Origin of the sequence: Sphaerospermopsis kisseleviana CS-549, from assembly GCF_028329225.1 — a bacterium.
In the GTDB taxonomy this organism is placed as follows: domain Bacteria; phylum Cyanobacteriota; class Cyanobacteriia; order Cyanobacteriales; family Nostocaceae; genus Sphaerospermopsis; species Sphaerospermopsis kisseleviana.
The window spans coordinates 1-23,252 of record NZ_JAQMTI010000168.1; the positions used below are offsets into that span (position 1 = coordinate 1).

Below are 23,252 nucleotides of genomic sequence, written 5' to 3' on the forward strand. Positions count from 1 at the left end.
CCAGTCACCAGTCACCAGTCACCAGTCACCAGTCACCAGTCACCAGTCACCAGTCACCAGTCCCTAATTATAATTTCTCCACACACCCACCAAAGAACCCTGTACCTGTACTTGCATAGCGGGTACTTCGATAGGTTGATATTTTGGGTTTGCAGGTTTGAGAGTGACAGTATCTTCTTCCAGATAAAAACGTTTTAAAGTTGTACCGTATCCTTCCACCCTAGCGGCAACAATCGTACCATTTTTTAACTGATTGGGTTCGAGTACGGGACGCAAAAACACCACATCACCATCAGCAATTAAATCTTCAATCATGCTATCACCCGTTACCCGCAAAGCATAGCTGCGGGGAGGTAGAGATAAATTAGCCAAGTCTAAATATTCATGTTCCACCGCATCGGTAAAAGGTTCAATTAAACCACCAGCAGCTATAGTTCCTAAAATGGGTACACCTTGCTTAGTCGGCCGCAAAATTCTAATTGTTCGCGCTTTCCCTTCATTCCAGTCAATGTATCCCTTATTGCGTAAATGTTCCAAACGACTTTGAATAGGTGCAGGTGACTTGAGATTCATCGCTTGCATCATCTGGCGAATAGATGGCGAATACTGATTAATACGGATATATTCTACCAACCATTCATACAATTCTTGTTGGACTGCTGTTAGTTTTTCCATTGTTTTATCGGGAAGTAATTACAAATGTCCCTAGAGCATTTGTACTACAAAAATCTTCCCTTAACAAGATTGATTTAAATATTTCTCAAGAATAAATCAATATCTTTCTTCAGCACTTGCGACTATTAACCAGTAATTTTAGTGAAATAGAGTTATATTTATCAATTTTTTCCTTAAATTGGTGATTGGTGATTGGTGATTGGTGATTGGTGATTGGTAATTGGTAATTGGTAAAAAACTCTTAACTGTCAACTGTCAACTGTCAACTGTCAACTGTCAACTATCAACTGTCAACTGTCAACTATCAACTATCAACTATCAACTATCACCAATCACCATTCTTTCACTTTGCCCCTAAAATACTAGCAAGTAAAGCTTTTTGGGCGTGTAATCTATTTTCTGCCTGATCCCAAACTTTTGATTGAGAACCTTCGATAACTTCATCGGTAATTTCTTCACCACGATGGGCTGGTAGACAGTGTAAAACAATTGCTGCGGGATCGGCAAAACTTAATAATTGTTGAGAAATTTGATAAGGTTGGAAGATAGGAAGACGGTTATCAGCTTCCGATTCTTGTCCCATACTTGCCCAAACATCAGTATAAAGAACCTGTGCGCCTTTAGCTGCTGCGGCTGCATCATGGGTGAGAATAACTTCAGTTTTATGATCAGCGATCGCCCTAGCTTTTTCTACAATTTCCGCATCTGGGGCATATCCTGAAGGAAAAGCTACTCTCACATTCATTCCCATCAAAGCACAACCCAACATGAGAGAATTAGCCACATTATTACCATCCCCCACATAGGTCAGAGTTAAACCTGCCAGAGAGCCAAAACATTCTTGAATAGTTAATAAATCAGCTAAAATCTGACAAGGATGCTCTAAATCTGTCAGAGCATTAATTACCGGAATTTTGGCATAATTAGCAAAAATTTCCAACTCCTGCTGGGCAAAAGTTCTAATAGCGAGGATATCCAAATAACGATCCAATACCCTAGCGGTATCCTGTACAGGTTCACCCCGACTCACTTGGGTAACATTAGGGTTCAGGTCAATAACCTGGCCACCCAGTTGATACATTGCCACAGTAAAACTAACCCTGGTGCGGGTGGAAGCCTTGGAGAATAACAAACCCAAAACCTTGTTACAATGTAACGTTAGCTTTTGTGACTTGAGTAAAGCTGCCATTTCTAGAAGTTCTTGCAGTTCTGGGGAACTCAGATCCGCCAAACCTAATAAATCTCGTCCGATCAATGCTGCCATGCTGATGATTTGTATATTATGGTGATGTTTTCTGTGTCTTCACTCAGCCGCGTCAACAGGAATACAGTCTTAAAACTCTACCAAATTATTGTTACCTGAATCTACTGGATTGTAGTTAGCTTGGTGATACATCAGCAGTTATGGGATTTTGGATTTTGGATAGACTTGACAGTTAACCCAGGTAAAAAACCAGGGAAAAAAATTTTTTCGGAAAACTACTAGACAAATAATTTATTTATGCTATTATTATAAGTCGGTGGGCAATTCAAAAGCTCCAACACGCCAGCATAGCACAGCGGTAGTGCATCCGACTTGTAATCGGAAGGTCGTCAGTTCAATCCTGACTGCTGGCTTTTTTATTTAACTAAACACATACAAAAACTATAGAAACGAATTTAGTATTTTATTGTTTAACCTGCCTAAATCCAATTTAGGTATCATCAAATGCTAACATCATACTTTTTATAGGAAAGCAATATGCAAACAAATCAATCACTATCTTTTCCCAGTATGGGATGTGGAACATGGGCTTGGGGTAATCAACTCCTGTGGGGATATAATGAAAGCATGGATGACCAATTACAACAGGTATTTAATCTTTGTGTGAGTAATGGTGTCACCCTGTTTGATACAGGAGACTCCTATGGTACAGGAAGATTAAATGGACGTAGTGAGTCACTTTTAGGTAAGTTTAGCAAAAAATATCAAGGTTTAAATCAAGATCATATTTGTATTGCGACAAAATTAGCAGCTTATCCTTGGAGATGGACAAGAAAATCAATTATTTCTGCTTGTCATGCTTCTGCTAAAAGATTAGGAAAAAACGTTGATTTAGTGCAGATGCACTGGTCTACAGCAAATTATGCACCTTGGCAAGAAGTAGGTTTATTAGATGGTTTAGCTGATTTATATGAAGAGGGTTTAGTTAAAGGTGTAGGACTATCAAATTACGGTACAAAAAGATTATTATGGGTACATAAAAGATTCCAGGAAAGGGGAATACCGATTAAAACTTTACAGGTGCAATATTCTTTATTATCAACCTATCCAGTGACAGAATTAGGGTTAAAAGATGTATGTGATGATTTGGGAATTAAACTCATTGCTTATAGTCCTTTAGCGTTGGGTTTATTAACAGGGAAGTTTTCGGAAAATGGTAAATTTCCTAAAGGTGTAAGAGGATTTTTATTTAAACAAATCTTACCAGGGATTCAAGGAGTTTTAGGAACTTTAAGAGAAATAGCAAATCAGAGAAATAGAACCATGTCTCAAGTTGCAATTAACTGGTGTATTTGTAAAGGTGCAATTCCTATTCCTGGTGCGAAGAATTTGGAACAAGCACAGCAAAATATAGGTACTTTGGGTTGGTTGTTGAGTGATGGGGAAGTTGCAGAGTTGGATAGTGCTGCTGCTAAGTCTGAAAAGAAGATGGTGCAGAATATTTTTCAGACAAAGTGATCTAATTTTTTCTAGATTCATCTTTGGATTTAATTAAATATTGACTCAGATTATGTAATAATCGTTGGTGTCGTTCTGTGGAAATTAAGCCAATTGATCCAATTATATTGTTACGAGTAATAACTGTTAAGAAACTCAATCTAATTACAGATGAACTAACTAAACCACTAGATTGAAAATCATCATCATCAGATGAAACTATTTCATCAAAATCAGGAATATATTGTTTTAATTGGGTGCTAATTCCACATACCAAAAAATCTTGATACTTTGGCATTTCTCGCAAAATTAAAGCCGGACGGTTTTTTATTTCTCCATTTGCTTGAGGAATAGGAGTTAATATAATATTACCTTCTTTCATAATCTGGGTTATATTCTTTGATTGATTCTAAGGTATATTCTGGTTCATTTTCTGCATAACATTGATTCAAGTTATTTAAAGAAAATTTTTCCCAGTTTTCTGTTTCTTCTGTATTCTTATCTTCTGGTAGAATAGGAATAATAAATACTTTTGTTCCTTCGGGTATAGATACAGGAGAGAGTAATTCTATTTTCCCGTCTTTAACAACTGCTAAATGTCCAGATGTCATTATTTTATATCCTAGTTTGCAATTTACAAGTTTTCTTGTAATATTATTATATCACCAATTTCTAAACCATGCTAGAAAAATCAAGATTATATTTACCAAAAGTTCCCAAATCTAATTATCAACCCCAAAGTCAAGATACAAACATAGAAGCTGATGTTTACTTATTTAATAGATTAAGAAACCTGACATTAAAACAACGCCTAGAAATGTTTATTTCCCATGAAAAAGGCGTAAAAAAACTATGTCTTGTAGGAATTAAATCACGACATCGAAATTTTACTATCCAAGAAATTCGTGATAAATTTACTTGCGCTGTATTAGGAGAAAAATATACTCCTGAATTTCAACCAAAAGGTATTAATGAAAATATGTGGATTCAAGATTCCATTTCTTTAGCAGGGGAACTACATCAAATATTTGCATCAATTAATATTTCTTACTATGTAAGTGGTGGTGTTGCGAGTTCTATCCACGGAGAACCACGTTCTACTCGTGATTTAGATTTGGTTATAGAAATTAATCAAAATCAAATAGATTTATTAGTAGAAACTTTAGAAGCATCTGGATATTATTGTTCAGCAGGTGCGGTAGAAGATTTGCAACGTGGATATGGTAATATATTGAATATTACTCATCCAGAAACTATCGCCAATGCTGATATTTATATCACAGATAATTCACATTTTGCTATATCACAAATGAATCGGAGAGTGTTAGTAGATGTAGAGGGAATACCTAGTTTTTGGATAGCTTCAGCAGAAGATAATATTTTACACACAACACAAAAGTTGCGCTGGGGTAAGGGAAGTAAATCAGAAAAACAATGGCGTGATGTTTTGGGGATAGTGAAGTTACAAGCAGAAAATTTGGATTATGGTTATTTAGTAGAATGGGCAGAATTTTTAGATTTGGTTGATGAGTTTAGTGAAGTATTAAATCAAGCTCGAATATGAAGTTATCATTTAGTATAAGTTAAAATCGCTGTTACATTCCCAATAATCTCTCAACCAAAATACTCACATCAGGAAAAGCTAAAGATCGAATTTCACCATTTTTAAAAATTTCTCGACTTTGATAACCTGCATCAGTAGGAACTCTAAAAACAATCAATTCCATATTCCGCAAATTAATTATCCAATATTCGGGAATACCTGCGGAAGCATAAACTTTAGTTTTAACTTCCAAATCTTTACTTAAACTAGAATCTGAATATTCAATTACCCAAAATATATTTTCTGGATAAGGATGATGTTCGCGGTAATCTTTTCCTAAACGTTGAACAATAGCAATATCTGGTTCTGGTTCGGAATTAGTTTCTGGGATAGTAATTGGTTTAGCTTGACGAACTTTTGCTTTTTGTCCAAGTAAATAAATTAAATATTCTCCTGCTTCATCACTAGAATAAGCATGATATTCTCCTTCAGGAGCCATTTCTACTATTTCCCCATTAATTAACTCAACATTACGATCTGCTAAAATACCAGTGGCAATTATTTGATGATAATCTTTAATAGTCCATTTTACAGTAGTTACATTCATAGCAGTTCTCCATCTGCTTTATTCCCATTGTAACTTCATTGATGACAAAATTAAATTCCCAGATTAAATTATTAGCTCCAAAATTTGCTAAACTCCAAAATCGGGAAAGATGAAAATATTGGTTATTGGGAGCGATCGCACAGTGATTCAAGGTGAAGGTACAATCAATGTAGAAAATGTCAACCCCCAGGATTATACATGGAAGTTCTGGCCAGTTGTCCCCCTTTATCCCTACGGAAAACGTCGCACTATTCGCAAAGAAGTAGTTAAGGATACTATCTGGATCTTTGATCAGATGCAAGGGGTTTTCTATGTAGTTGTACCCATCCGCATGACGGTGGTAAAGTTAGAAAAAGGCGGTTTATTGGTTTATGCACCTGTCGCACCCACAAAAGAATGTATCCGGTTAGTAAATGAGTTGGTAGCAGAACACGGGGAAGTAAAGTATATAATTTTGCCCACCATCTCAGGAATAGAACATAAAGTATTTGTCGGACCCTTTGCGCGATATTTTCCTACAGCACAGATATTTGTAGCACCAGAACAATGGAGTTTTCCCGTAAATTTACCTTTAAGTTGGTTGGGTTTACCATCAAACCGGACGCAGATATTACCCGCAGATAGTAGTCAAGTACCGTTTGCTGATGAGTTTGATTATGAGATATTGGGACCCATTGATTTGGGTCCTGGGAAGTTTGCAGAAGTGGCATTTTTCCACAGGCGATCGCACAATCTCTTGCTCACAGATACCATAGTTTCCGTACCCGCAGAACCACCAGCAATAGTTCAACTTGATCCCTATCCGTTGCTGTACCACGCCAAAGATCAAGCATACAATATCATAGCCGATACAGCAGAAAACCGCCGCAAAGGGTGGCAACGTATTACATTATTTGCCTTTTACTTCCGTCCCAGCGTAGTGGATGTACCCAAGTGGAAAGATGTATTTAGAGATGCCTGGAAAGCACCAGAACGCAGCTTAAAAACATATTTTGGCTTTTTCCCCTTCCAATGGCGAAAAGACTGGGAAAGGTCTTATGAAGCATTAAGAGGAGATGGGCGGATATTTGTGGCACCGGTTTTACAGAGTTTAATATTAAATCGCGAACCCCAGGAAACAATAAATTGGGCTGATAAAGTGGCACAATGGGATTTTCAATGGATAATTCCCTGTCATTTTGATGCACCTATTAAAGCGGAACCACAACAATTTAGAAAAGCGTTTTCTTTTTTGGAAAAATATCCCAGTGGGGGTTTAGTGAATAGTAATAGTTATCCTTTACCGGAGGATGATTTTCAGGTTTTGCGAGATATTGATCAGGGTTTGAATAGGTTTAAAATTGTGCCACCTGCGAGGGAGAAGGTGTAGGATGTCCCCAGAAAAGAAATTATGGAACTTATTTATGGGGGCAGGTCGAAGCTTATGGGATATCTAGATGTCTGATTTTTCCGTTAAATTATCGCCCATAAGCTTCGCCCCTACAACTTATGACAAATTAATACATTCTATTTTGGAGAGGTCTAATTTAATCAGATTCGGTTTCACTACTAGGTAAAAGCAGACGAATAGCGAGGATCGCAAACCCCACAGCAGCGATCGCCTTTAAAATTCTTGTAGGAAATAACTCTGCAACTGCACCCCCAGCTAATGCTCCTAGTAAACTGGTTAATACTAAAGCACCTGCTGTACCAAAAAATATAGCTTTGCGTGATTGACCTTGACCAGAAAGAGCGATCGCCGCTAACTGACTTTTATCTCCCAACTCAGAGAGAAACACTGTAATAAAGCTTAGTCCTAAAAGATTCCAATCCATAATTTTCTCTATAACAACCAACAACTGAAAATTAACCAACAAACACATCCCAAAACAACATTACAGAAATCAACAGCAACATTACCCCTGCTGATTTTTCCACAGTTTTCGGACTCAGTTTACTCGCAATAAAACCACCAAGCAGCACACCTAATAAACTGGTAGTAACTAAAGCAGTTCCCGAACCCAGAAACACTAACCAAGGTGCATGAGATTCCGCACTCATTAACAACGTTGATAATTGGGTTTTATCACCAATTTCCGCTAAAAATATGGTAATGAAGGTAGTTCCCAACACCATCCATACTGATTGCTGTTTTTTGTTTGCAGGTTGAGCAGTATTTTCTGGTACTGGTGACTGGGTTTCAGGTTCGGTAATGGTTACAGGTCGAGTGTCAAGTTTCACGGGTGTTAGTCTTTTCACTAAGTGGTTTTCATATTCTTTTCATTTTCTCATAATGTTGTCATAAATGGCAACTTGTGAACAGAAAATTAAAGTATAAAACCCACAGCTTGATCAAACCGGATCATTTCCAAACTGCGATCGCCATAAATACTTTCAATCTGCTGATGACAACAATCAATCGCAAAATCATTTAGTTCTTCTGCTTCAATACCAAACATATCCTGAAAAGTATCAACTTGGACCCGACAAAAACGCGGACGATCAGCATAAATAATACATTCTCGCGTTTCGTGGTCAAAATTCACACACCAACCATCCTCACCTACCATACTAAGATAAAGTCCCAGTTCCTCTGGTGAAAGATACTCTTCTAAGTCTGGGCGTTCTGTAGGATCAAGATGACAGCACGCACCACATTGTTTTATACATTGCCAGGTAGCCATAATATACCTCTAGGAGTAGGTGACAGGTGATAGGTGACAGGTGACAGTAGGGAACAGGGAAATGGGGAGGTGGGGGAAGATTAATACCCCAGTCCCCAGTCCCCAGTCCCCAGTCACCAGTCACCAATTCCCTGTTTACATTTTTATGTACTTTCCTATAATTTTGTTAAGTAACTTAAAACTTGCTGCCCCTATCCAGATATGATCTAATGCGGGCTTTGCATTTAAGTTATTGAATTTTTTAAAACCGTTTGGAGGAAAAATGGAAGCTTTAGCCAATATTAATTGGGAAGTTGTGTTTCAATTAACCTGTGTAGCATTAATTGTACTTGCAGGACCAGCAGTAATTTTTGTACTCGCGTTTCGCAACGGCGACCTATAATTTAGGTCATGGGTAATGGGTAATGGGTAATTGGTAATGGATAATGGGTAATTGGTAATGGGTAATTGGGAAAAGCTCTTTCCTATCACCAGTCACCAGTCACCAGTCACCAGTCACCTATTCCCTACCAAAGCCTGCATCGCAGCTTGAATAATACCATCATATTGGGGTAAAGATAAATCAACCTGTTTAGCATCTTCACGACTTAACCCTAACATACCTATTTTATTCTCAGGCTGCATGACTAATACCTTACCTTCACTATTTTTAATTCTTAATTCTGCACCTACACCATTTTGATAAATACCACAGGTGTATTGACGCTGTTTGTATTCAAACTTTGTCGGTTTAGAAATTTTTGATGTAGTAAATAATTTTTCCACCTGTTGCGGGAGTCTCACCCCAACTAATTCCAGTTCCACATTAGTATTACCATTAAAGCTATTTTCCCGGAGTTTGTAAGCAATATCAACTCGTGATGGTAGGGGAAAATAATCACGCCAACGCCAAGCGATCGCTTTAATTTCATACCTTTTATTATCAATAGTTTGCGCTAAGGTTAATTTAATGTGACCTTTACCAACTATTTGCTGTTCAATCACTTGTGCGTTAGCAGTCCAAAACACCGGATCAGGGTTTTCAATACCGCAAGGATGAAGAATATTTAACTGTTGGAATAAATCTTGATTGATTTGATAGAGATTTGCTTGAGCATCAATTTTTAGCAAAGGTTTCAAATGTTGAATTTCTAAACATTGATTGGCAAAATCAGATAAACGTAATCTAAAATCTGCTAAATTATCTGCTGGCAAAGAAAAACCACCTGCGGCTTTATGTCCCCCGTATTTACCGAGTAAATCACGACTATCTTCTAAAGCTTCAAAAACGTGAAATTCAGGTATTCCCCTTGCAGAACCACGAATTACACCTTCACCTTCAAAAGTACCAATAAAAACCGGAACTCCGTAACGTTCCACTAAACGAGAAGCAACAATACCAATTACACCATGATGCCAATTTTCCTTAATAACTACTAAAACCCGGTTTTTAGGTAAATCTTCTACATACAAATCTTCCACTAATGATATTGCTTCCTGTTCAATTTCCTCACACATTTTTTGACGTTCAGCATTAATCTGTTCACACTGCATCGCTCTTTCTAGAGCTATTCCCATATCATCAGTAGTCAACAATTCTATCACAGTTTGCGGGTTGCCAATTCTGCCAATGGCGTTAATTCTTGGACCCAAACGAAAACCAATATCTTCTGGTTTTAAAGTTTTGGAATTTTGGTTTTTTTCTCCTTCACTAGCTTGAACTCCAGAAACTTGAATTAAAGCTTGAACACCTGGTAAAGTAGACTTAGATAATAACTTTAAACCACGTTTTACCCAACGACGATTTACACCAGTTAAAGGAGCTAAATCAGCAATAGTTCCTAATGTAAATAAAGCTAACATGGGGTGAACTAAACCTTTTAATTCTCCCATTTGTTGAGCTAAAGACACCGCTAAAATATAAGCTACACCCACACCAGCAACACCCCGATAAGGAGAAGATTCATCTATTAACTTTGGGTTGAGAATAGCATTAGCTGGTGGTAATTCTTTGGGAAGATCATGATGATCTGTAATAATCACTTTTAAACCTAATTCTCTAGCTCTAGCAATAGGTTCACAAGCAGCAATACCATTATCTACCGTGAGAATTAAACCCACACCTTCACTCTTGAATTCTTCAACAATACGTTTATTAATTCCATAACCTTCGTGCATCCGACTAGGTATAGCATAATCAACATCAGCACCCAAAGCGCGGAGACTTCGCAATAATAAAGCAGTGCTAGTCATCCCGTCTGCATCATAGTCACCACAGATAGCAATTTTTTCTTGATTTTTAATAGCATTTTCTAACAATTCTACACTTACCGCTAAATCGGGGAAATCTTCCAAAGGAGAAGGTAAATTTAAACTTTCAGGATTGATAAATTTTTCTGCTGCTTCTGGTGTTTCCATTCCCCGATTAATCAATAACTGACTGATAATAGGGGAAATATTTGTTAAACTAGCTAATTTTGCAGCTAATTCTATATTTGCGGGCGCAATTTGCCAACGTTGGTTAGGTAAACGTTTAATATTTTGGTCATTAGTCATCGGTAATGGGTGATTGGTGATTGGGAATATTTTATAATAAAAGATGCAGAAAACACCTAAGATAATATCAATAGATCAGGACTTACGCAAAACATCAGGAAAGTACGGGTAATTCATGAATTACCCCTACGAAAGAATCAGGTTTTTGATTACTTCGTGCGTAAGTCCTATAGATATTACATAATAGATATTACAGATGTTAAAAAAAGATTAATGCCAGTCTGTAAATATCTAGCGTGGAATTGGGCAAACTTTTAATTTGATACCAAACCTGTCTAAATTATGGGTTTAAGCTGATTACTGATTACTGATAGCTGAATGCTTACTGTATTCCTTATTTCCTATTACCTGTTCCTTCTCCCAAATATACAATTTATTTGGCACGACTACTTATTACAATTTGTCATCATCTTCTGGTTCTAAATTGGAGACTTTCGCTAAAACTTGAAAGTTTAAATTATACAATAAATTATAAAATTATGTTGGGTTGAGCGTTTGCTGCACCCAACATTAAATTTGTCTCTAATTGTCTCTAAGATTGGCTTAAACTACCAATACCTACAGCATCAATTAAAACTTTGTCACAAGACAATGCACCACTGGGAATTAAAACATCTGCTAATTTTTGTCCAGGTTGAGGACGTTTAATTTTCAAACGAATTTCTGTAGCGAGTTTACTGTCTGGATTACATTTGAGACTTAAACTACTAGAAGCCCCCTGTCCAAAAGTTCAGTTCCTTGGCTTTATTTAATGCGTAGGTATTTTGAGTTTGGGGTGCAAATTGCTTAATTATGCACTTTTCGTTTAATTTGTCAATATCTTCTGCTAGATAAGTTTTCCCAAAACCCCCACCACCCAAGGGTTTAATGGGACGATAATGGTTTCTCAGGATGGTTAAAGGAACACCACAGTTAGGACAAAATTTGGTTGTGTTGGTAACTGGAGGATTATGGCAATCTGGATTTAGACAACATATCTGAGACATGGGTGAGTTTTGGTAGATACGTTGAGTTCTATACAAGCATATACCACTTTATTCCTTCCAGTCTCTGACTGGAAATACTGTTAAAAACCCTAAAATCTAGGAAATCCCATCCAGCAAATCTGTAAATCCTGTAAATCCTGATTCAGACATTATTTCTATAATAGGTATTGATCAGGTGTTATGGGGTTTTAGCAGCATGACAATAGCAAAAAAACTAGAAGCAAAACTAGAACAGTTAAAAGCCTTATTTGCGGAAATGGATCAGGCATTAATAGCCTATTCTGGGGGAGTTGATAGTACATTAGTTGCCAAGATTGCTTATGATGTATTAGGCGATCGCGCTTTAGCTGTAACAGCGGTTTCTCCTTCCCTACTACCAGAAGAATTAGCAGACGCAACAGCACAAGCAGCAACTATTGGGATAGCCCATAAAATCGTTCATACCCACGAAATGGAAAATCCCAACTACACATCAAACCCAGTTAACCGCTGCTATTTTTGCAAAAGTGAATTGCACGACACACTCAAGCCCCTCGCTTTAGAGTTAGGATATCCTTATGTGGTAGATGGAGTCAACGCCGATGATTTACATGATTATCGTCCTGGAATCCAAGCCGCAAAAGAACGAGGTGCGCGATCGCCTTTAGCAGAAATAAGTGTCACAAAAGCCGAAGTTCGTCAACTTTCCCAACAACTCGGCCTACCTTGGTGGGATAAACCCGCCCAACCCTGTTTAAGTTCTCGCTTTCCCTACGGTGAAGAAATTACCATAGCCAAATTACAGCGAGTTGGTAGAGCAGAAATTTATCTTAGAAATTTAGGATGGGATAACCTGCGGGTACGTTCCGAAGGAGACACAGCCAGAATTGAACTACCACCAGAAAAAATAGCAGATTTTGTCTTAAAAACAGATTTACCTGCCCTTGTCAGCACATTTCAAAATCTAGGATTTATTTACGTCACCTTAGATTTAGAAGGTTATCGCAGTGGTAAATTAAACCAAGTTTTACAACAAATTCCAGCTACATAAAATCAACAATTGATTGACTCTTACTATTCTCTTCTTACTGTCACCAGTCACCAATCACCAGTCACCAGTCACCAATCACCAATCACCAATCACCTGCCTCACAATCGTTGAGCGACTATATACTCTATCTTTTGCAGGGCAGACTGCCATACACTATATCCTGCGGGTGACAAATGTAAACCATCTGTGGTCAATTCAGGACGTAAACTACCATCAAAATCTGTAAACCAATTGTGAATATTTAAATAATTAGCCCCCTCTTGACGAGCAATTAAGGCAATTTGGGCATTGATATGACGAATACGACTATTGGCTATTTGAGGGCGGCGAATAGGCAAAATCGACTGCACCATAATTTGACTTTTGGGGTGAGTTTGCCGCAAACTGCGAATAATTCGCCGATGATTGAGTAAAATCGTCTGATCACTAGCACCCTTGAGCAAATCATTAATCCCAACCATCATATAAATAACTTCTGGCCGCGTCTGGGAAAAAGCTGATAACCTCCTGAAAACTCCAGCGGAACTATCTCCAGATATCCCTTGATTCAACCACAATTTACCAACAGGTAATTTTTCTTTAGGAAACCACATACTCAAAGAATCACCCACCAAGATACTCAAACGATTTGTACCTTGACCTTGGGAAATTGCTCTCGCTTCCATCGCTAATAAGCTTTTCCAATCTTGATAACTGACTTTCTCTTTTTTCTCTGACTTCCAATATGACTGTAAATCTTCATCATCTACACGAGTGTAAATTTGCCCAGTTTTCAGGGAAGCTAATCTTAAATAGTACATTTGAATCCCAGATACAGGAGTCCGCTTAGTTTTTTGAGAACTCAAGTTTAAAGATGTTTTTATCGGTGCTGCTAAAAAGTTGTTTGCTAATTCCCCTGACAAAATTTCCACCCTGGGGCTAATTTTCTCAACTCGTACCGGGGAAGTCTCTGATGCTGATACAGCTTGGCTACTAAATTCTGGCAAGGAGTTACTTTTCTGGCGTACTGCTAACTGTGAACTCCCTGGTTTGGATATAGCTTGATTACTGAATTCCGGTAAAGAAATGTCAACTTGATAAGTGACTTTTTCATCTACTCCTGGTAATGGTGAACTTGGATTTAAATCCTCCAAAAATCCAGTATTTTCAGGTGGGAGACTCGACATCTTTGGAAGAGCCGATGTTGGTACTGCCAATCCTGTTAACAAGCCTGCTGCCAACAGATAAGGTTCCTTCATCGTTTTTTCTTTCCTTGTAAGGACTCACTGCTTTTCCTTATGACAGCCATATTTGGCTGAATTCAGGAAAATTCTACTTTCCTTACGCGGTATCAAGATCCCCCATGAGAATGTAGTTTACAACATACAAGTATAAAAAATCACAGATTACAAAATGTTAAAAAAATATTGTTAAATTTTATTCTATATACAATAACGTCGTTTAAAGTGCTAAGATTTATGCGAAGTCATTAATGTTTCCTTTTATTTCCGTGGCTAGAGCTAGTACCGCAATTGGCGTAAGTCCAATCATCAAAGAAAGAGTGCAAACACAGGCACATTCCACACGTTTGACCTTAAAAGAGGTTATTCTCATGGGGATGATGGCAATTGATAAGCTAGACGATCAAGGTCGTCAAGAGTTAGCTGATAAAGTGCATAAAATGCAAGTAGACGGCGAAATATGAATCTATATTGAGAAGTCTAAACTCTAAAGTCTTTAGTGCAGCATAATTGACTGTTTTGAGGACAATAGAACAACCACGACTGATCAAAAATTGATTCTTAGCCAAGTCAAAAGCAAATTCTCCTGTCCATCAACCTCATTCAATTCCAAAGATACCCAGTGGTGTTGTTGAGTCATATCAACAAAACCCGTTCTTTTGGAAAAAGCGAAGGGGTCTAAAAATAGATCCCCTTCATCGGTTAACAACTTAATAAAGAACTCAGCGAAACTCTGAGGATAACCAACTGGATTGATTTTAATTACCGCTGGTTTACAAACAAAAAGTAAATCAGCACTACCAAATCCAAATTGACAATTTATAGCAAATTCGGCTAGATTGCCCTTTGGTTTGGTTATCCTTTGATTATTTCCCTGATATCTTGTGTCCATCGGGACGAATATCGGTTTTATAGCACTTCTTGAGTCAATTTCATGTACTCTCGCTATAAAGCGATAAAATACACGAACATCTTATGTTGAGTACGGGGGTTTCTAGATCCCCGAATCAAAATTTTTTTACAATAGATATAGATATAGTTTTTCGTGGTGATAGTTGATAGTTGATAGTTGATAGTTGACAGTTGACAGTTGACAGTTGGTGGTTGAGAGTTGATAGGGAATCATAAAATTGATTACCCAATCACCAATCATCAATCACCAGTCACCAGTCACCAGTCACCAGTCCCCAGTCCCCAGTCCCCAGTCCCTAATATCGACTGACAACCAAAAATCCTACCTGAAATAACCCGACAACAAAACCTAAAATACCGCCTAAAGTCACAATTGCCTGTAATTCATTCTTGACAATTCCTTCAATTGCTGCTTCTAAATCAGCAGGTGAAGTTGATTTTACTCGGTCAACAATCACTTGATCTATAGATAAAATGGGAATTACCTGGGCGACAATTGCTTCTAAATCTTTTTCTAAATACTTTTCTAAAATTAAAGCTAACTCTTGAGACACTACTTCTAAGGAAGTATTAACCACTGGTGAATTTCGCAAACGATTTAACAGCAAGACAGCAATATTTTCCCAGTCCGCTGATTCAGTTAATTCATGTAACAAATTGCTACCACTCTTTTGTAAGTAATGGCGTACACTTTCCCTAGTGGTTTTTCTGAGTTGACGAACTGTACCAACGGGTAAATTTTGTAAAGATAAATCTTGGAATAATTTTTTGAGGCGATCGCGCATTTGCAAATCTTGGATTAATTCTTCTAATCGTTTATTTGTAGCCTCTTTTTCATCTAAACAAAAAGTCCTTAACCGGGTCAGAGTATTACGTAAACCAAATAAATTAGCGACTACCCAATAAGTACCGCTGGTTTTTTCACGAAAGCTATCATCAATAGTTTGAATAGTCCTATCTGTTAAAAAATCAACTATTGCTTGTCTTAAAACATCCGGTGGTAAAACAACTTGCAACAACCAATCAGCTAACCGTGTAGATTGTTCTTCACTGAGTTGAAATTCCAGTAATACCTGGTCAAAAATTTGGTTGATTTGCGCTTCTAAAAAATTTTCCTGTCTGGCCAAAACCTTCAGGAGACGGGGTAAAGACTCTCCCAGCAAATCCCGTAAAATTCCCGCCACAATTTTGGCACTTTTCTGGTTTTTATCACCTTGAATTTGCTCCAGCGCCAACTTCAATAACCAGAGAATCGCACCTTGTACCCGTTCTGTTTGTAAGAGACGCTTCGCCAGCTTTTGCAATTCTTCTGGCGTTAACAGCGATCCCATAATGGTATTAGAAATATTTTTTGCCAACCGCTCCTGATTGCGGGGAATCAACCCAGGAGTAAAAGGCACTCTGCGCCCCAGAATATAAATAGCTCGATAGGGGCGAAATAGCATTTTGATGGCTATATCATTGGTGAAATAGCCGATAATTCCACCCAGAATTGGGGGTGATACATAAAGCCAAAGATGTGACCAATCCACAGGATTTTGGATTAGGGAAAGAGGACAGGTGACAGGTGACAGGTGACAGGTGACAGTTATCGAGGTTGACTGTTCACTGTTCACTGTTCACTGTTTCCTGACTCCCAACTAGCAACTTAACATTAGTTAGTAATTACAAATTATCAATTATCAATTATCAATTATCAATTATCAATTACCAACACTCCCATCATACCGTTAGAAATGGGGTAATGTGTGGCGTTGACAAAACCTACTTTTTGTGCTAATGCTACTTGGTCTTTACCAATGGGGAAACGGTCTAAACTGGGACTAATATAAGCGTATTCTTCTTTAACACCTAAATTAGTTGCCAGGGGAACGACGAGGTTATCTAAATACCACTGCTGAAAAGCGCGGAATGTTTCGTTGTTAGGGCGATGAAAATCTAAAATTGCTGCTTTTCCACCAGGTTTGAGAACGCGATATATTTCTTGGAGACTGCGGGGAATATCTTTCACGTTTCTTAAACCATAGCCCATTGTGATGGCATCAAATTGATGGTCGTCAAAGGGTAAATTAAGAACATCAGCTTCTATCCAAGTGATAGGAGGTTGGGGGTAATGGCTTTGGCAACGTTCTTTGGCAGTTGTGAGTAAGTTACAGGAAAAGTCTACACCATAAACTTTTCCCGTCATTCCTGCGCGTCGTGCCAATCTAAAGGTTAAATCACCACTACCACAGCATAAATCTAAACAGGTATCTCCGGGTTTAGCTCCACTCCATTTAACGGTCATTTCTTTCCATATCCGGTGTTGTCCCAAACTTAACCAATCGTTTAATTGATCATAAACTGGGGCAATACGGTCAAAAATGTTACGAATTTCGTTGTTTATGGGTGCTTGGTAGTTGGTCATCCGATTTTAGATTTTAGATTTTGGATTGATAAAAGACTTTTGTTGCTGTCACCAGTCCCCAATCACCAGTCCCCAGTCACCAGTCACCTACTGCAACTACTAGAAAGAGCGATCGCCACTAATTGCACTGACAGATGAATGAGGTTAAGTTCATCTTCCCTTAAATTACAAGGTTTTTGCCACTGGAGCGATAATACTCCTAACATCTGCTGACGATAAATAATTGGGATAATTAAATGTGCTTGGACTCCAGCAGCTTGGTAATGAGTAAGAGTATTGAGATTAGGGTCTTTAGGGATATTTAAACAAGATTGGATTTGAGCAGTGGCGATCGCTGCTTTGGCGAGTGGATCTTCACAGAGCCAATTTTCAACTCCTCCTGTCACACTGTAAGCTCCCTGGGTTGCTACCAGAGTATTTTCTTCTATAAGTTGTACAATACAACCATCAGCAGCAAAAGTTTCACTAAAGGCTTTAGCAATGGAAGTTAAAATTTCCTCTATGCTAGAAGCAGCTTGGGTGACTTCCACCAGCACAGTCAACAACTGTATTTGTGCATTAGCGCGACGCAGTTCTTCTGTTCGCTGTTTCAGTAAATCATAAGTTGCTGCTGCTCTTTGGACTACTTCCTTGAGTTCTCCAGAGTCCCAAGGTTTGGTAATGTATTTGAAAACTTGACCACTATTAATTGCTTCTACAAGGTCTTCAATATCTGTAAACCCAGTGAGGATAATTCTCACGGTATCGGGAAATTGTGGTAAAGTCCGGCTCAGAAATTCAGTTCCTTTCATTTCTGGCATTCGCTGATCGGAGATAATGACTGCTACTTCTCCTTCTTGTTCGAGCAATTGCAAAGCATTTACACCACTGTCAGCTTTGAGGACGTTAAAATCACGACGAAAGGTACGATAAAGTAGATCCAGATTATCTGGTTCATCATCCACTACCAGGATTTTGAGTTTTTTTGCACGTTCACGACTACTGAATTGAGAGCGCACTTGCTCAATTTCGAGATTTGTGTTACCCATAAATTTCTTTATATGTTCTTCACAATTTTGTTATATTCCATACACAGCAGAGTTGAAAATCCTGATTTTTAGCAATTCAACATCAACCAAGCTGTGAAACAAACAACCTCAATTTAAAATCCAAAATCCATAATCTAAAATTCGCACATTTAAGGGATAATTAAGAGCTTAATTACTAATCACCATATTAAATTGAAGTTTGCTCTTCCGATTATGACTGAACTACCATCCAACACACAAGATACAGGGAATGCTGCTAATGATACAGCACAAGAATTATTAGTAAAATTGAGACAAAAACAAGGTAACTGGGTGGAATGGGGAGTAGCGATCGCCTACCTCCAAAAAAACGGTTACAATCCCCAAGAAATCTTTGAGTCCACTGGATTTGAGCCAATCCAACAAAATCAGGTGATTGTTGGCGCTCAAGTTTACAGTTCTTTAGAAAAGTTTGGTGCATCGGAAGCAACACGGGTATACTATGGTACAAGAGCTAGTGATATTCTTTATGAACTGCGCTTACTGACTCAAGAGGATCGAGCCGCAGCGGCTGATTTGATTTTTTTACATAAACTTGATGTAGACGAAGCGCGGGAAGTTGCTAAAGCAATCAAAGATTTTTCTCGCTTTTCTACCCCACCACAAGGTTTTACGAACGATCCAGGGGATGCAGTCGCTTATCAAGCTTGGAAATTAGCTAGACAGAACTCGGATTTACAAGAGCGATCGCGCTTAATTGCTAAGGGTTTGCGTTTTGTTCACTCGCCCACAGCTAGGAAACAAATCGAACAACTATTAACTGATTTTACCGTAGTTCCCCAACGTCCCGCCCCCATTCTACCCTTTTTCCGGTTAGAGTCAGATGAAGAACTACCCCGGCTTGTACCTGTAGTGGGTGAATTACCATTGACACCACAAGCTGTAAAAGCTGTACCAATAGTTACAGAAATTGAACCATTTAAAATTGTCAAATTTGCAGGGGAACAAGCTTGGGTAGCTTTACCAGGTTGGCAAGTGTTACGATCTGCGGAAGATCCAGTAGTCATTATTGCTAGTAGCGATATTTTCCCTAACCCAAATCAAACGAAAATAGAACCTGTTTTAGTTGTGATAGATCGCAATCAAAGAGATTGGGATGCTTCTAGTTATTTTGCCTTTGATAATTCTGGAGAAGTTGATTTTCAATGGTTTGAAACTGCACCAGAAAATACTTTGTTAGGTAAAGTTATTATCATTTTACGTCCTAAGAAAGTTCTCGATGAAGAATTTACCAAAGATGCTTGGCAAATTGATGAGTAAAAATTGATAATTGGTGACTGGGGACTGGGGACTGGGGACTGGTGATTGGTGATTGGTGATTGGTGATTGGGTAATCAGTTTTATGATTCCCTATCAACTATCAACTATCACCAATTATGAACTATAAATTATGAATTATGAATTACATATCATCTATCAACCAATTAAGAGAAAATATTAACAAAATTCGTGAAAGTTTGCGATCTGGACAAACACAAATGGCAAACTGGGAAACAGGACCTTTAGCTGTATCTGCTGTTCCGGGTGCTGGTAAGTCTACGGGGATGGCCGCTGCTGCTGCAATTGCCATAGCACGTCAATATCAGCATTCTGTGAATAATGATAAAAATTATCGCCGTCAGTTGGTAGTTGTTACTTTTACCCGTTCTGCTGCTGCTAACCTAAAATTAAAAATCCGCGACAAGTTAAAAGAATTATCCTTACCACAAACTGGCTTTGTTGTTTATACCCTACACGGTTTAGCCTTAAATATTGCCAGTCGTCATCCTGAGTTATCAGGTTTACAGTTAGATGAAGTCAAATTAATTACTCCTAATCAAAGTCATCGCTTTATTAGACTAGCAGTGGAACAATGGATAAATAACCATCCTGCCCTATATCGCCGCTTGTTAGAAGGTCAGCAATTTGACGGAGAAGAAACAGAAAAATTGCGTCGTCAGTCAGTGCTGAGAACGGAAGTATTACCAGATTTAGCTTATACCGTGATTCATGAAGCTAAAAGCTCGGGAATATTACCGGAAAAACTTTATTTATGGAGTGAAAAAAGTCAAGATTCTTATCAAATTTTACGTATTGCTGCGGGACTGTATGAACAATATCAAAAAATCATGAAATTACAGGATTTCATTGACTATGATGATATGATTTTAGGGGCATTGCAGGTATTAAAAAATAAGAGCGCTTTACAGATTGAAAAAAACAAAATTTTCGCAGTTTTTGAAGATGAAGCCCAAGATTCTAGTCAACTACAAACGCAACTTTTAGAAAAATTAGCAAGTGAGGAAGATGAAAATGAAAATAATTTAAATAAATCGAAATTGAATTTAGTCAGAGTTGGTGATCCTAACCAAGCGATTAATTCAACTTTTACCCCTGCTGATCCAATTTATTTCCGAGAATTTTGTGAACAGTGTAATGTTGATAAACGACTAGCAACAATGAATCAAGCAGGGCGTAGTAGCAGAATTATTATTGATGCTGCTAACTTTGCTTTAGAATGGGTAAATAGTCATTGGTTAGCCACAAATAAAAACAGACAAACACCATTTTTAGATCAAAAAATTGAGGCTGTTAATTTTGATGATCCTCAACCAGATGCGAATCCCACACCAGTGGGAAAAGGGTTAGAATTATATAGTCCTCGTGACATTTATCATACAGTTGAGTTAATTTCTCAGAGAGTTGTAGAGTTATTTAAGGAAAATTCCCAAGCTCGTGCGGCGGTATTAGTGCGAGAAAATCGCCAAGGTAGATGGTTAGCAGCAGCTTTAGAACCGATATGTAAAGAACATAAAATTAAACTTTATGATGTAGGAGAACAAGAAAGGCGTTCTCATGTACCTCAAGAGATTTTATCATTATTGCAATTTTGCGATCGCCCCCATTCTCCTGATTATTTAAAAGCTACCTTAGATGTTTTAGTACAACGTCAATTAATTCCCACCCAAGATATTAACACCCTTGCTATTTTACCAGAAGAATTTTTATATCCTGGACCATTAGCAACTCCCCAAACAGAAACAGTACAAAAAGCTGCTCATTTATGTCGAAGTTTACTTCGCGCTCGTTTAGAATTACCACTTTATCAAATCATTTCTTTTTTAGCTTTAACATTAAAATATGATCAAGCAGAATTAGCCACAGCAGACAAACTTGCAGAACGAGTAAACCTGCAAATGTTTGGTAATAATTCAATGGGTGCAATGCTTTCTGCTTTAAGTGAAATTGTCAATTCTGAACGATTTGAGCCAGTAGATACAGACAATTTAGAAGAACAATATACCAAAAAAGGACAACTAACAATTATCACTATGCACAAAGCCAAAGGGCTAGACTGGGATTATGTATTTTTGCCTTTTTTACATGAAAATTTAATTCCTGGAAGTTTTTGGGTTCTTCCCCAAAGTCAATTTTTAGGTGATTTTACATTATCAGAAGTAGCACGCGCCCAAATTCGTGCAGCACTCCATCACAAAGGAGAAAATATATCCCAAATACCATCTCAAATACCTCATGTTAGTCAAGCTTGGGAAGATGCAAAATATCTGAAAATGGCGGAAGAATATCGTTTACTTTATGTGGCTATGACTAGGGCTAAAAAGTTGTTATGGATGTCTGCGGCTCAACAAGCACCCTTTACATGGAGTAAACCGAATAATTTACAAGCTTCTGCACCTTGTCCGGTATTTGCAGCTTTAAAACGTCAGTTTTCTGAAAATGTGATGAATTTAGCTGTATTAACTGCGGGAAACTAAACATTTGTAACCAACCACTCCAGGCACAGAGTACACAGAGAAAAGAAAAAATGTTAACTGCACTGGGTGGGAATATGGGGAACAAAATTAAACTAAAAATAGTAAATAACTTGGTATATCTTGTCAATAATTAGGTAGCAAACACATTATGTTACTTTCTCATCTAAAGAATAACGGTAAATTATCGAAAGCAATTGTTTTAACTTTGGCTTTAAGCAGTCTGCTGGCCTGTGGAGTTGATATTAGTAATAATCATACATCTGGAGCTATTCCTAGCGGGGAACAAATACAAATAGCCCAAAATACGTTACCTAGAAATATTTCTGAGGCGGTGTTAAGAGATGCTTCTGTGCGTTCTAGGGTACAAGTATCTGATTTGAAAATTTCTCAGGTGACTCAGACTACTTTTAGTAACCGTTGTATTTTTGAGTTTAAAAAGGGTTGCACTAAAGAATATAAACCAATTCAGGGTTGGGTTGTAGTTGTGCAGGTAAAAGAGCAATCTTGGACTTATCATGTTAGTCAATCTTCGCAAATTGTGATTGAGCCAAATATTAATTTTTTTAATGCTTCTCAACTGCCAAGAAATATTGCTAGTAAGGTTTTAAATGATGTGGCTAATCGTTCTGGTGTAAACAGAAATTCTCTGAGAATTTATAGTTCCACATCTAAAATTTTTAGTAATTCTTGTGTGTTTAATTTTGGTGAAGTCTGTGCTGAAATTTATCAACCTGTAGAAGGTTGGGTTGTAGTTGTGAAGGTAAAAGAAGAGTCTTGGACTTATCATGTCAATAAGTCTGGTTCGCAAATTGTCATTGATCCGAAAATTAAAGCTAATGAGGGTTCTCCACTACCAGAAAAAATTGCGGAAAAAGTTTTGAATGATGCTTATCAACGTTCTCGGTTACAAACTATAGGTATCAGGATTACTCGTACTGTGCAAAAAACTTTTAGTAATTCCTGTGTGTTTAATTTTGGTGAAATCTGTACTCAACAATATGATCCTGTTGAGGGTTGGGCAGTGGTTCTCAAAGTGAACAATCAATTTTGGACTTATCATGTAGATCGTACAGGTTCACGCATTGTTTTAGATCCCAAGGTGACAGGTGACAGGTGACTGGGGACTGGGGACTGGGGACTGGGGACTGGGG

The 23,252-nt window shown here is 37.9% G+C and carries 26 protein-coding genes, 1 tRNA gene and 1 pseudogene; 12 read left to right on the top strand and 16 right to left on the bottom strand.

Going from position 1 to position 23,252, the window contains the following annotated elements; translation table 11 throughout:
* Positions 1-63 precede the first annotated feature (63 nt).
* Together lexA and argF are read right to left on the bottom strand one after the other, a co-directional pair.
* On the bottom strand, positions 64-675 hold the full coding sequence (gene lexA / locus PN497_RS13870; protein WP_096567941.1) for a transcriptional repressor LexA: 612 nt from the start codon (positions 673-675) through the stop codon (positions 64-66).
* Between the two features lie 343 nt (positions 676-1,018).
* Positions 1,019-1,939 (bottom strand): ornithine carbamoyltransferase, encoded by a 921-nt coding sequence (gene argF, locus PN497_RS13875; protein WP_096567943.1) that lies wholly within the window; start codon positions 1,937-1,939, stop codon positions 1,019-1,021.
* 281 nt (positions 1,940-2,220) lie between these two features.
* Here argF and PN497_RS13880 point away from each other — a divergent pair.
* Both PN497_RS13880 and PN497_RS13885 read left to right on the top strand, forming a co-directional pair.
* A tRNA-Thr gene (locus PN497_RS13880) sits at positions 2,221-2,292 on the top strand.
* A 124-nt stretch (positions 2,293-2,416) separates the two neighbouring features.
* Positions 2,417-3,397 (top strand): aldo/keto reductase, encoded by a 981-nt coding sequence (locus PN497_RS13885; protein ID WP_096567946.1) that lies wholly within the window; start codon positions 2,417-2,419, stop codon positions 3,395-3,397.
* Between the two features lies 1 nt (position 3,398).
* Here PN497_RS13885 and PN497_RS13890 read toward each other — a convergent pair whose 3' ends face one another.
* A complete protein-coding gene (locus PN497_RS13890; protein ID WP_096567948.1) occupies positions 3,399-3,758 on the bottom strand; it encodes a type II toxin-antitoxin system PemK/MazF family toxin in 360 nt (119 codons plus the stop codon).
* Entirely contained in the window at positions 3,745-3,987 is a 243-nt protein-coding gene (locus PN497_RS13895; protein ID WP_096567950.1) for a glycosyl hydrolase family 31, read from the bottom strand. The genes PN497_RS13890 and PN497_RS13895 overlap by 14 nt, the downstream gene beginning before the upstream one ends.
* A 68-nt stretch (positions 3,988-4,055) precedes the next feature.
* Here PN497_RS13895 and PN497_RS13900 point away from each other — a divergent pair, with 68 nt between their 5' ends.
* Positions 4,056-4,940, top strand: coding sequence for a hypothetical protein (locus PN497_RS13900; protein ID WP_096567952.1), 885 nt, complete (start codon positions 4,056-4,058; stop codon positions 4,938-4,940).
* Positions 4,941-4,971: 31 nt separating this feature from the next.
* Here the strand turns inward: PN497_RS13900 and PN497_RS13905 are convergent, their stop codons facing one another.
* Positions 4,972-5,526 (bottom strand): Uma2 family endonuclease, encoded by a 555-nt coding sequence (locus PN497_RS13905; RefSeq protein WP_096567954.1) that lies wholly within the window; start codon positions 5,524-5,526, stop codon positions 4,972-4,974.
* Between the two features lie 109 nt (positions 5,527-5,635).
* On the opposite strand from PN497_RS13905, the gene PN497_RS13910 reads away from it, so the two are divergent.
* Positions 5,636-6,895 carry a DUF4336 domain-containing protein gene (locus PN497_RS13910; RefSeq protein ID WP_096567956.1) on the top strand — a complete coding sequence of 420 codons (1,260 nt, stop codon included), beginning with the start codon at positions 5,636-5,638 and terminating at the stop codon, positions 6,893-6,895.
* 157 nt (positions 6,896-7,052) lie between these two features.
* Here PN497_RS13910 and PN497_RS13915 read toward each other — a convergent pair whose 3' ends face one another.
* The 3 genes from PN497_RS13915 to PN497_RS13925 form a co-directional block, all read right to left on the bottom strand.
* Positions 7,053-7,340: a TMEM165/GDT1 family protein gene (locus PN497_RS13915; protein WP_096572675.1), complete on the bottom strand. Its 288-nt coding sequence runs from the start codon at positions 7,338-7,340 to the stop codon at positions 7,053-7,055.
* A gap of 31 nt (positions 7,341-7,371) precedes the next feature.
* Positions 7,372-7,746 carry a TMEM165/GDT1 family protein gene (locus tag PN497_RS13920; protein WP_096572676.1) on the bottom strand — a complete coding sequence of 125 codons (375 nt, stop codon included), beginning with the start codon at positions 7,744-7,746 and terminating at the stop codon, positions 7,372-7,374.
* 86 nt (positions 7,747-7,832) lie between these two features.
* Positions 7,833-8,189, bottom strand: a complete 357-nt coding sequence (locus PN497_RS13925; RefSeq protein WP_096567958.1) for a YkgJ family cysteine cluster protein — start codon at positions 8,187-8,189, stop codon at positions 7,833-7,835.
* Between the two features lie 40 nt (positions 8,190-8,229).
* Here PN497_RS13925 and PN497_RS13930 point away from each other — a divergent pair, with 40 nt between their 5' ends.
* Positions 8,230-8,394: a hypothetical protein gene (locus tag PN497_RS13930; protein ID WP_190347453.1), complete on the top strand. Its 165-nt coding sequence runs from the start codon at positions 8,230-8,232 to the stop codon at positions 8,392-8,394.
* A gap of 57 nt (positions 8,395-8,451) precedes the next feature.
* Complete coding sequence (gene psb30 / locus PN497_RS13935; RefSeq protein WP_009342523.1) at positions 8,452-8,571, top strand: photosystem II reaction center protein Ycf12/Psb30; 120 nt, start codon at positions 8,452-8,454, stop codon at positions 8,569-8,571.
* A 113-nt stretch (positions 8,572-8,684) separates the two neighbouring features.
* On the opposite strand, the gene recJ is transcribed toward psb30, so the two are convergent.
* The 3 genes and pseudogenes from recJ to PN497_RS13950 all read right to left on the bottom strand — a co-directional run.
* Entirely contained in the window at positions 8,685-10,724 is a 2,040-nt protein-coding gene (recJ, locus tag PN497_RS13940; RefSeq protein ID WP_096567960.1) for a single-stranded-DNA-specific exonuclease RecJ, read from the bottom strand.
* A gap of 532 nt (positions 10,725-11,256) precedes the next feature.
* The gene (locus PN497_RS13945) at positions 11,257-11,379 is read right to left on the bottom strand and encodes a hypothetical protein (RefSeq protein WP_272110438.1); all 123 of its coding nucleotides are present in this window, start codon (positions 11,377-11,379) and stop codon (positions 11,257-11,259) included.
* Positions 11,380-11,455: 76 nt separating this feature from the next.
* Positions 11,456-11,710 (bottom strand): annotated as a pseudogene (locus tag PN497_RS13950) (4-Cys prefix domain-containing protein); the annotation flags it as partial.
* Between the two features lie 196 nt (positions 11,711-11,906).
* Between PN497_RS13950 and larE the strand changes: the two are divergent.
* Positions 11,907-12,740 (top strand): ATP-dependent sacrificial sulfur transferase LarE, encoded by an 834-nt coding sequence (gene larE / locus PN497_RS13955; protein ID WP_096567962.1) that lies wholly within the window; start codon positions 11,907-11,909, stop codon positions 12,738-12,740.
* Positions 12,741-12,838: 98 nt separating this feature from the next.
* Here the strand turns inward: larE and PN497_RS13960 are convergent, their stop codons facing one another.
* Positions 12,839-13,978 carry an SGNH/GDSL hydrolase family protein gene (locus tag PN497_RS13960; protein ID WP_096567964.1) on the bottom strand — a complete coding sequence of 380 codons (1,140 nt, stop codon included), beginning with the start codon at positions 13,976-13,978 and terminating at the stop codon, positions 12,839-12,841.
* A 233-nt stretch (positions 13,979-14,211) separates the two neighbouring features.
* On the opposite strand from PN497_RS13960, the gene PN497_RS13965 reads away from it, so the two are divergent.
* Positions 14,212-14,424: a hypothetical protein gene (locus tag PN497_RS13965; RefSeq protein ID WP_096567966.1), complete on the top strand. Its 213-nt coding sequence runs from the start codon at positions 14,212-14,214 to the stop codon at positions 14,422-14,424.
* 744 nt (positions 14,425-15,168) lie between these two features.
* Here the strand turns inward: PN497_RS13965 and PN497_RS13970 are convergent.
* Positions 15,169-16,404: a DUF445 domain-containing protein gene (locus PN497_RS13970; protein WP_096567970.1), complete on the bottom strand. Its 1,236-nt coding sequence runs from the start codon at positions 16,402-16,404 to the stop codon at positions 15,169-15,171.
* A 164-nt stretch (positions 16,405-16,568) separates the two neighbouring features.
* Positions 16,569-17,258 carry a bifunctional demethylmenaquinone methyltransferase/2-methoxy-6-polyprenyl-1,4-benzoquinol methylase UbiE gene (gene ubiE, locus PN497_RS13975; RefSeq protein WP_096572677.1) on the bottom strand — a complete coding sequence of 230 codons (690 nt, stop codon included), beginning with the start codon at positions 17,256-17,258 and terminating at the stop codon, positions 16,569-16,571.
* A gap of 6 nt (positions 17,259-17,264) precedes the next feature.
* On the opposite strand from ubiE, the gene PN497_RS13980 reads away from it, so the two are divergent.
* Positions 17,265-17,417 (top strand): hypothetical protein, encoded by a 153-nt coding sequence (locus PN497_RS13980; protein ID WP_272110440.1) that lies wholly within the window; start codon positions 17,265-17,267, stop codon positions 17,415-17,417.
* On the opposite strand, the gene PN497_RS13985 is transcribed toward PN497_RS13980, so the two are convergent.
* Positions 17,363-18,307, bottom strand: coding sequence for a response regulator (locus PN497_RS13985; RefSeq protein ID WP_096567972.1), 945 nt, complete (start codon positions 18,305-18,307; stop codon positions 17,363-17,365). The two genes, PN497_RS13980 and PN497_RS13985, sit on opposite strands and share 55 nt — an antisense overlap.
* A gap of 213 nt (positions 18,308-18,520) precedes the next feature.
* On the opposite strand from PN497_RS13985, the gene PN497_RS13990 reads away from it, so the two are divergent.
* Positions 18,521-19,606 (top strand): RuBisCO accumulation factor 1, encoded by a 1,086-nt coding sequence (locus PN497_RS13990; RefSeq protein ID WP_096567974.1) that lies wholly within the window; start codon positions 18,521-18,523, stop codon positions 19,604-19,606.
* Here the strand turns inward: PN497_RS13990 and PN497_RS13995 are convergent.
* On the bottom strand, positions 19,575-19,703 hold the full coding sequence (locus tag PN497_RS13995) for a hypothetical protein (RefSeq protein ID WP_272110443.1): 129 nt from the start codon (positions 19,701-19,703) through the stop codon (positions 19,575-19,577). The two genes, PN497_RS13990 and PN497_RS13995, sit on opposite strands and share 32 nt — an antisense overlap.
* Positions 19,704-19,743: 40 nt before the next feature.
* On the opposite strand from PN497_RS13995, the gene PN497_RS14000 reads away from it, so the two are divergent.
* Entirely contained in the window at positions 19,744-22,101 is a 2,358-nt protein-coding gene (locus PN497_RS14000; protein WP_096567976.1) for an ATP-dependent helicase, read from the top strand.
* Positions 22,102-22,249: 148 nt separating this feature from the next.
* Positions 22,250-23,218 (top strand): hypothetical protein, encoded by a 969-nt coding sequence (locus tag PN497_RS14005; protein ID WP_096567978.1) that lies wholly within the window; start codon positions 22,250-22,252, stop codon positions 23,216-23,218.
* Positions 23,219-23,252 lie beyond the last annotated feature (34 nt).